At 40.5% G+C, this 7,908-nt stretch carries 8 protein-coding genes, 1 tRNA gene and 1 other RNA gene; 4 read left to right on the top strand and 6 right to left on the bottom strand.

The features are described from left to right. The 6 genes from A5N85_RS17835 to ubiA form a co-directional block, all read right to left on the bottom strand. On the bottom strand, nt 1–152 hold a 152-nt coding region (locus A5N85_RS17835; RefSeq protein ID WP_143143288.1), incomplete at its 3' end, for a helix-turn-helix domain-containing protein. Between the two features lie 370 nt (nt 153–522). Then, nucleotides 523–1,317, bottom strand: coding sequence for an ABC transporter ATP-binding protein (locus A5N85_RS12365; RefSeq protein ID WP_072577486.1), 795 nt, complete (start codon nt 1,315–1,317; stop codon nt 523–525). Next, on the bottom strand, nt 1,314–2,213 hold the full coding sequence (locus A5N85_RS12360; protein ID WP_072577485.1) for an ABC transporter permease: 900 nt from the start codon (nt 2,211–2,213) through the stop codon (nt 1,314–1,316). The genes A5N85_RS12365 and A5N85_RS12360 overlap by 4 nt, the downstream gene beginning before the upstream one ends. A 36-nt stretch (nt 2,214–2,249) precedes the next feature. Next, nucleotides 2,250–3,221: an ABC transporter substrate-binding protein gene (locus A5N85_RS12355; protein ID WP_072577484.1), complete on the bottom strand. Its 972-nt coding sequence runs from the start codon at nt 3,219–3,221 to the stop codon at nt 2,250–2,252. A gap of 26 nt (nt 3,222–3,247) precedes the next feature. Continuing rightward, nucleotides 3,248–4,213 (bottom strand): ABC transporter substrate-binding protein, encoded by a 966-nt coding sequence (locus A5N85_RS12350; RefSeq protein ID WP_072577483.1) that lies wholly within the window; start codon nt 4,211–4,213, stop codon nt 3,248–3,250. Nucleotides 4,214–4,269: 56 nt separating this feature from the next. Continuing rightward, nucleotides 4,270–5,130: a 4-hydroxybenzoate octaprenyltransferase gene (gene ubiA, locus A5N85_RS12345; protein WP_072577482.1), complete on the bottom strand. Its 861-nt coding sequence runs from the start codon at nt 5,128–5,130 to the stop codon at nt 4,270–4,272. 70 nt (nt 5,131–5,200) lie between these two features. On the opposite strand from ubiA, the gene ettA reads away from it, so the two are divergent. From ettA to A5N85_RS12325, 4 genes are all read left to right on the top strand, one after another. Then, complete coding sequence (ettA, locus tag A5N85_RS12340; protein WP_072577481.1) at nt 5,201–6,862, top strand: energy-dependent translational throttle protein EttA; 1,662 nt, start codon at nt 5,201–5,203, stop codon at nt 6,860–6,862. A 142-nt stretch (nt 6,863–7,004) separates the two neighbouring features. Then, nucleotides 7,005–7,334, top strand: an RNA gene (gene rnpB / locus A5N85_RS12335) — RNase P RNA component class A. A gap of 8 nt (nt 7,335–7,342) precedes the next feature. Continuing rightward, nucleotides 7,343–7,418 (top strand) — tRNA-Arg (locus A5N85_RS12330). A 151-nt stretch (nt 7,419–7,569) separates the two neighbouring features. Continuing rightward, nucleotides 7,570–7,794, top strand: coding sequence for a hypothetical protein (locus A5N85_RS12325; protein WP_072577480.1), 225 nt, complete (start codon nt 7,570–7,572; stop codon nt 7,792–7,794). Nucleotides 7,795–7,908: the final 114 nt, after the last annotated feature.

Genomic DNA, 7,908 nt, shown 5'->3' with positions numbered 1-7,908 from the left:
TTACGCTCAGTAAAGCCTTTAGGATGGGGATTTTTAATCCAGCTATAGACGGTGAATTTGCTGATCTTGTAGCGCTTTGCAACAGCGCGCCAAGTTTCTCCATTAGCAATATCGTTAAGAATTTTCTGTCGGAATTGGCAGCAGTAGGTCATAGGATATGCTCAGTTTGTTTTTGATAATTCTACTACAAGTTGTTCTTTATATCTGCTTTGGATAGATTGGATTATAAGTGATTTGACTATATATATTGGTATGCTAAATGCCAGCGAAAAATAGACAATGCCGATTTCTAATTGGGGACAGGACAATGATGCAATTGTCTATCTATTTCCCTAGTCGGGCGGCTTCACAATTTTTACCGTAAATCTTATTCACTTGTTCAAAGCGGATATTTCCCATTGATATTCCTTTTTAAGCGTTTTTGATTTAAGAAAATGTACTCTATTCGATAGGTTTATCTGCTTACCCAAATGTATGATGCCATCTAATGGCACTTATCAATGTAAAAAGATATCAAGAAAATCATCCTAGTAGCAATGCATCATCGCTTACTTTTTCTCCTCGATGTTTTTCAAAAAGCTGCAACAAATCTGGAACATCAAGATTTGCATGAGCTTCATCTGCAATATCAAAAACAACTTGCCCTCTATGTAGCATGACAGTTCGTGTCCCAATATCTAATGCTTGCCGCATACTATGCGTGACCATTAAAGTCGTTAGTTGTTTTTCATTAACGATTGTTTTTGTCAACTCTAAAACAAAAGCAGCTGTTTTAGGATCAAGTGCGGCGGTATGCTCATCAAGCAATAAAATAGCTGAAGGCTGTAAACTTGCCATCAGCAAACTTACTGCTTGTCGTTGACCACCAGATAATAATCCCATTCTATCGCCTAAGCGGCTTTCTAGATGTAATCCTAACTGCGCTAACGCCTCTTTAAATCGATTAAGATAGCGCTGTTTAACCGCTGGCGTTAAGCCACGTTTTCCTCCGCGCTTCATTGCAAGCGCAAGATTTTCTTCAATAGTCAAATTGGCACAGGTTCCAGCAAGAGGATCTTGAAAAACACGGGCGACTAAATTGCTGCGTTTATGGGTTGATAAGCGAGTAACATTTTTACCATCAATAATAATTTCGCCCTTATCAACAAATACTTCTCCAGATAAGGCATTGAGAAAAGTAGATTTCCCAGCGCCATTTGAACCAATAACGGTTACAAACTCTCCTGCCTCTAAAGACAAAGACAATCCTTGTAAAACGGGATTTTCTAGTGGTGTTTTAGGATTAAATGTTTTGTACAGATTATTTGCTTGAATCATTTTTTTGCTCTTATTTTTCCTGCAAGACTTTTAATACCACCAAATTTAATTGCCAACAACATAATTACCGTCGTAATAATATTGATATCTCCAGGTTGTAAACCAAAACCGCTTCCACCGTTTAAAGCAATTGCAACAACTAAGCGGAATAAAATGCTTCCGATGATACAAGCGCATAAAGCGCGAAAGACATTCTTAGGGCTTAAAATAGCCTCACCGCCGATTAACGATGCTAAACCAATGACCAATACTCCTGTCCCTAATGTAGCATCCGCTGCCATACGGCTTTGTGCAAATAATGCTCCTGATAATCCAACCAAACCATTCGCAATGGCAATACCTAGTATGACCATTTTTCCCGTAGCGATGCCTTGTGCGCGCGCCATTCCTGGATTGGCGCCAGTTGCTCTCATTGCTAATCCTGTTTCAGATTTCATAAAGAACCACAATAGCAACGCAACGATTACTACCACAATGCTAAACAATAAAACCGGAACTTGAGGAAAAGATAGCGGCAATTCATAAAAAGGCGTTAAAACCGTTTCTTTACTGCCTACAGGTAAATTAGGTCGCCCCATTATTCTCAAATTGATGGAATACAATCCATACATTACTAAAATGCCCGCCAATAAATTCATAATTTTAAGACGAACATTTAAAAAACCGGTAATCATTCCAGCGATTGTACCTGCAAGCATAGCAACAACTGTTGCAAGCCAAGGATTCCATCCGTATAAAATGAGTTGAATGGCAACGGCGCCACCTAAAGGAAACGTGCCTTCAATGGTTAAATCTGGAAAATCTAACACACGAAAAGACAGATAGATTGAAAAAGCAACAAGTGCATAAATAAGCCCTGTTTCCAGGGCACCGTAAAAAGCAACAGTATTAAGCATAATGATTCCGAAAGCAGGTATTTCCCTGCAACATAATTATTTTTTTGTTTCGACAATATGTGTCGCATTATCTACAATAGCCTGTGGCAATTCAACGCCCATTTTTTGAGCAGCGCCAGGATTTAAATAAAGCTCAAGTGCTTCAATTTCTTTAACTGGGAGATTTTCTGGCTTTTGCCCTTTTAAAATGGCGACGACTTGTTTACCGCTTTCTCGACCAACATCTTCATAAGAGAAACCTAAAGCGGCTATTGCACCATTTGCCACAGACGAAGTGTCTACTGTAAAGACAGGAATTTTGCTTTGCTCTCCTACTTGGATAATAGAAGCCAAAGCGCCAACTGCAATATTATCTAAAGTAATATAAATAGTATCTACTTTCCCAACTAATGAGCGAGCAGCATCTAATACTTCGGCCGTTTTAGTCGCAGGGGCTTTAACAAGCTTCATATCCTGATTTTTTAGCACCTCATCTAATTCTTTAACGGCTGTTTCTGAATTGGCTTCACCTGGATTATAAACTGTGCCTATTGTTTTCGCATTTGGTAAAATTTGCTTTAACATTTCAACTCCCTTTTCTAAAGGAATTCTGTCACTTGCACCTGTTACCATACCACCAGGATGCGCTTTATCTTTGACCAAATCAGCAGCAACAGGATCAGTTACCGCAGAAAAAACAACGGGAATTTTGCCATGAGAAGCCGCTTTTAAAGTTTGCGCAGATGGCGTAGAAATCCCAACAAGAACTGTAGGATTTTCTCCGACAAATTTTTGCGCAATTTGCATAGCCAATGATTGATCCCCTTGTGCAATCTCACGCAAAATTTTGATATTTTCGCCATTTTTATATCCTGCATTTTCCAGCTCTTCTACCAAGCCTTGATATGAAGCATCTAATGCAGGATGGGAAATAATTTGTGCGACTGCAACAACAGGTTGTTCCGCACTCCAAGCTGTAATAGAACTTGCAGCAATTGTTAACGCTAATAAGGGCTTAAAAAGTTTCATTTTATCTCCTCTATTTCTCTCTAAAATTATTGAATAACTTCTGCCGCTTTATCTTTTAGACTTTGAGGCAATGTTAAACCTTGTTTTTTTGCTGCCTTTTCATTAAGCACAATTCGAGTTTTTTCTACTTCTGCCACAGGGATATCACCAGGATTTTTTCCTTCTAACACAGCAGCGACTTGATCTGCCGTTAACTTCCCAACATCGTATTCTTCATACCCGATTCCAACAGCAGCACCATTGGGCACAGAAAACGTATCAAAGACGAATAATGGAATTTTATTTTGATCGGCGACTTGGGCAATAGAAGGAAAAGCACTGACAGCGGTATTATCCATTGTAATTAAAATTGCATCGACTTTTCCAACCAAAGAACGAGCTGCATCTAAAACATCCCCTGTATTTTTAGCAGGCGCATTGATAAACGTCCAGCCTCGTGCTTTTGCCATCTCTTCAATGACACGATTCGTCGTTACCGAATTATCTTCTCCTGGATTGCTCACAGTCCCCAATGCTTTTAATTCTGGTAATAATTCCGCAATGGTTTCCATATTTGCATCATAAGCCAATGCTTCTTTGACACCAGTCACATTCTTGCCTGGCTTTTCCATATTATCAACCAATTGCGCGCCTATTGGATCTGAAATAGCCGTAAAGATAACGGGAATTTTTCCATGAACTGCTGCAATAGCTGCCTGAGCTGAAGGTGTGGTACTCGCTACAATCACTGCTGGATTCTCGCCAGCAAACTGCTTAGCAATTTGCGTATTTAAAGCCATATCCCCTTGCGCAATTTGATAATCCAATCGAATATTTTTACCGTCTTCATAGCCTTTTTCTTTAAGACCATCAATGAGGCCACGATAAACTTCCCCAAGCGCAGGATGCTCTATAATTTGCGTTACTGCAACTAAAGGTAAATCTTTCTTTTGAGCCAAAACAGGAAATGTCGCTAACATCCCCACGAGTCCTGCTATTAATAATTTTTTCATATCATTTCCTTCATTAAAAAAACGAAAGTTTGGATGCTATCACAAACATTCTACTTTTATGGTAAAAAATTTAATACTAACCCTGAAAAAATTGCAGCGCCCACCCAATTATTATGATGAAAAGCGGAAAAACAAGCTTTCTTATCTAATCCTCGGCACATCCAAAGCTCATAACACATCAATCCACCCGCGACTATTAACCCTAAATAGTACCAATAGCTTAGAGAAGCTATTAAGCCGCTGATTAACAAAGCAGATAACATCAACACCATCATATTTCGAATAAAAGCAATTTCTTTCCCTTGGGCAAAAATCGCAGAAGAACGTAAACCAAGCGGAATATCATCATCTCTATCAACCAAAGCATAAAACGTATCGTAAACCAACGCCCAAAATACACTTCCCAAAAACATAAAAAATCCAGACCAAGTAATTTTGCCTAAAATAGCCGTTTCCGCCATTAAAATAGCACTAGCAAAAGCCACACCGAGCATTGCTTGTGGTGTAGGCAAAAAACGTTTACAAAACGGATAAATAATAGCGACCACCACACAAAAAATGGCAAGTAATACGCTTTGCCAATTTAGTAATAAAACTAAAATTAAGCTTAGCAACAATAAACCAATGCCTAAAACTAAAGCCTCTGTAACACTCACTTCTTGACTAGCTAAAGGACGCAAACGCGTTCGCTCAACATGTCCATCAAATCGCCTATCTGCCAAATCATTAAACACACATCCAGCACTACGCATCGTCCAAGTGCCTAATAAAATAATAAAAGTAATTCTAGCAGGCGGTTCCCCCTGACCGGCAAGCCATAGTCCCCATAGACTACTCCAAGCCAGTAATAATGTGCCTACTGGTTTATCGAGGCGCATTAAGCGCGCATAAGCATTAAGTTTTTGAGAAACAATCATGGTTAAGCATTTGGTATTTAATAAACTGTCTTATAGAATACCTGCTTTCATCAAACAATCCTAAAAATTAATGAGTCAATACGTATTTACTATGAATCGCGTGGGTAAAGTAGTCCCACCAGGAAAACACATCTTAAAAGATATTTCCCTTTCCTTTTTTCCCGGAGCCAAAATCGGAATTCTTGGCTTAAACGGCGCTGGAAAATCTACCCTACTTAAAATTATGGCCGGCGTAGATACCGACATTATTGGTGAAGCCCGCCCCCAACCAGGTATTCAAATTGGATACTTACCGCAAGAACCACAACTAGATCCAGAAAAAACTGTTCGTGAAGTCGTTGAAGAAGCCATGAGCGATATGAAAGACGTACAAGCTGAGCTTGATGCCGTCTATGCGGCTTATGCCGAACTAGATGCAGACTTCGATGCATTAGCAGCTAAACAAGCAGAATTAGAAAATAAACTTTCTGCTGGCGGTGGGCATGACAACGAACGCAGAATGGATATTGCTGCTGATGCCCTGCGTTTACCGCCTTGGGACCAAAAAACAGCTACCCTATCAGGCGGTGAAAAACGCCGTGTTGCCTTATGTCGTCTATTGCTTTCAAACCCTGATATGTTATTGCTAGATGAGCCAACTAACCACCTTGATGCTGAATCTATCGCATGGTTAGAACGCTATTTACACGACTTCCCAGGTACCGTTGTTGCCGTTACTCACGATAGATATTTCCTAGATAACGTTGCTGGCTGGATACTCGAACTGGATCGTGGACAAGGAATTCCTTGGCAAGGTAACTACTCATCTTGGCTAGAGCAGAAAGAAAAACGACTAGAAATTGAAGAAAAACAAGAATCTGCTCACCGACGTGCGCTTAAGCAAGAACTTGAATGGGTACGCCAAAATGCTAAAGGTCGCCAAAGCAAATCAAAAGCTCGACTTGCTCGTTTTGATGAACTTTCTAGTAAAGAATTCCAAAAACGTAGCGAAACCCAAGAAATCTATATTCCACCAGGTGAGCGATTGGGCGATAAAGTCATTATTGCAGAACATCTCTCCAAAGGATATGAGCACAAAATGCTCTATGAAGATTTAAACTTTAATCTTCCAGCAGGCGCGATTCTAGGCATTATTGGCCCTAACGGTGCAGGAAAATCGACCCTATTTAACATCCTAGTGGGGCGTGATACCCCAGATGCTGGTAACGTAGAAATTGGGGAAACTGTTAACCTTGCTTTTGTTGACCAAAGCCGCGATGCCCTAGATGACAAGAAAACCGTTTGGGAAGAAGTTTCTGATGGTTTAGATAACATTATTGTTGGAAACTATACCATTCCAAGTCGTGCCTATCTGGGACGTTTTAACTTTAAAGGTAGTGACCAACAAAAACGCGTTGGTGACCTATCTGGTGGTGAGCGAAATCGACTTCATCTCGCCAAACTTCTCAAAAGCGGCGGAAACGTCCTACTACTTGACGAACCAACCAACGATTTGGATGTAGAAACCCTTCGCGCATTAGAAGAAGCTATTCTTGCCTTTCCAGGTAGCGCACTTATCATCTCGCACGACCGTTGGTTCTTAGATAGAGTTGCTACTCATATCCTAGCATTTGAAGGCGATAGCCAAGTTGAATTTTTCCCTGGTACCTACAGTGAATACGAAGCAGACCGCAGAAAACGCTTAGGCGAAGCAGCAGATCAACCGCATCGCATAAAATACAAAAAAATCTAATTTCTTAGCAGATAATCTCGTATCTCTATACGAGATTATCTTAAACTCTCTCTTAGTACTTATCACTCTTTAAGTGAAATACAGTTCAATCTTCTACAAATATCTGCTCGTCAACGAACAAAATATCCTCTACAATAGAAAAAGAGTTCGCCAGACAATCGCTAGCTTAGCTAGAGGAAAGTCCGGGCTCCATAGGGTAGAATGCCGGGTAACGCCCGGGCAGCGTGAGCTGACGGAAAGTGCCACAGAAAATATACCGCCTCTTAGGTAAGGGTGAAATGGTGCGGTAAGAGCGCACCGCGCGATTGGTAACAATCGTGGCAGGGCAAACCCCATTCGGAGCAAGATCAAATAGAAAGTCCATGCGGCGACCCGTCGTGACTTTGGGTAGATCGCTAGAAGTAAGCAGTAATGCATACTCCAGAGGAATGATTGTCCACGACAGAACCCGGCTTATCGGCGAACTCTATTTCTTCTTATGCCCTTGTAGCTTAATGGATAGAGCAGTCCCCTCCTAAGGGAAAGGTTGCAGGTTCAAGTCCTGCCTCGGGCACCATTATAAAAATTCTTTTGCGCTATTTCTTAGTATTTTTACGGTATTTTATAGCGTTAGCTTTCTTTCAAATTTCTCTTTGTGCTATTTTTCGCTCGTTTTCTAAGTTTTTTTACGCTTTTTTTACGCCCAAAATTACGCCTAGGAGTTGAGTATGGCCATTCGTAAAACAGCAAACGGCTGGAAAGTTGAGTTACGACCGAAAGGGATGCCGGGTATTTATAAACAGTTTGAAACGAAAATCGAAGCACAGAGATTTGAGCTTGAACAAAAATCATTGATGAAATCGGGAGCAGTAGTTGTAAGGCGAACGGTTGCTGAGGCAATTGAGCGTTATAGTCAAATCACTTATAATCCAATCTATCCAAAGCAGATATAAAGAACAACTTGTAGTAGAATTATCAAAAACAAACTGAGCATATCCTATGACCTACTGCAGCCAATTCCGACAGAAAATTCTTAACGATATTGCTAATGGAGAAACTTGGCGCGC

The organism is Suttonella ornithocola (assembly GCF_001889065.1).
Lineage (GTDB): Bacteria > Pseudomonadota > Gammaproteobacteria > Cardiobacteriales > Cardiobacteriaceae > Suttonella_A > Suttonella_A ornithocola.
The sequence above is the reverse complement of the archived record's forward strand: the minus strand, read 5'-3'. Positions and strand labels throughout refer to the sequence as shown.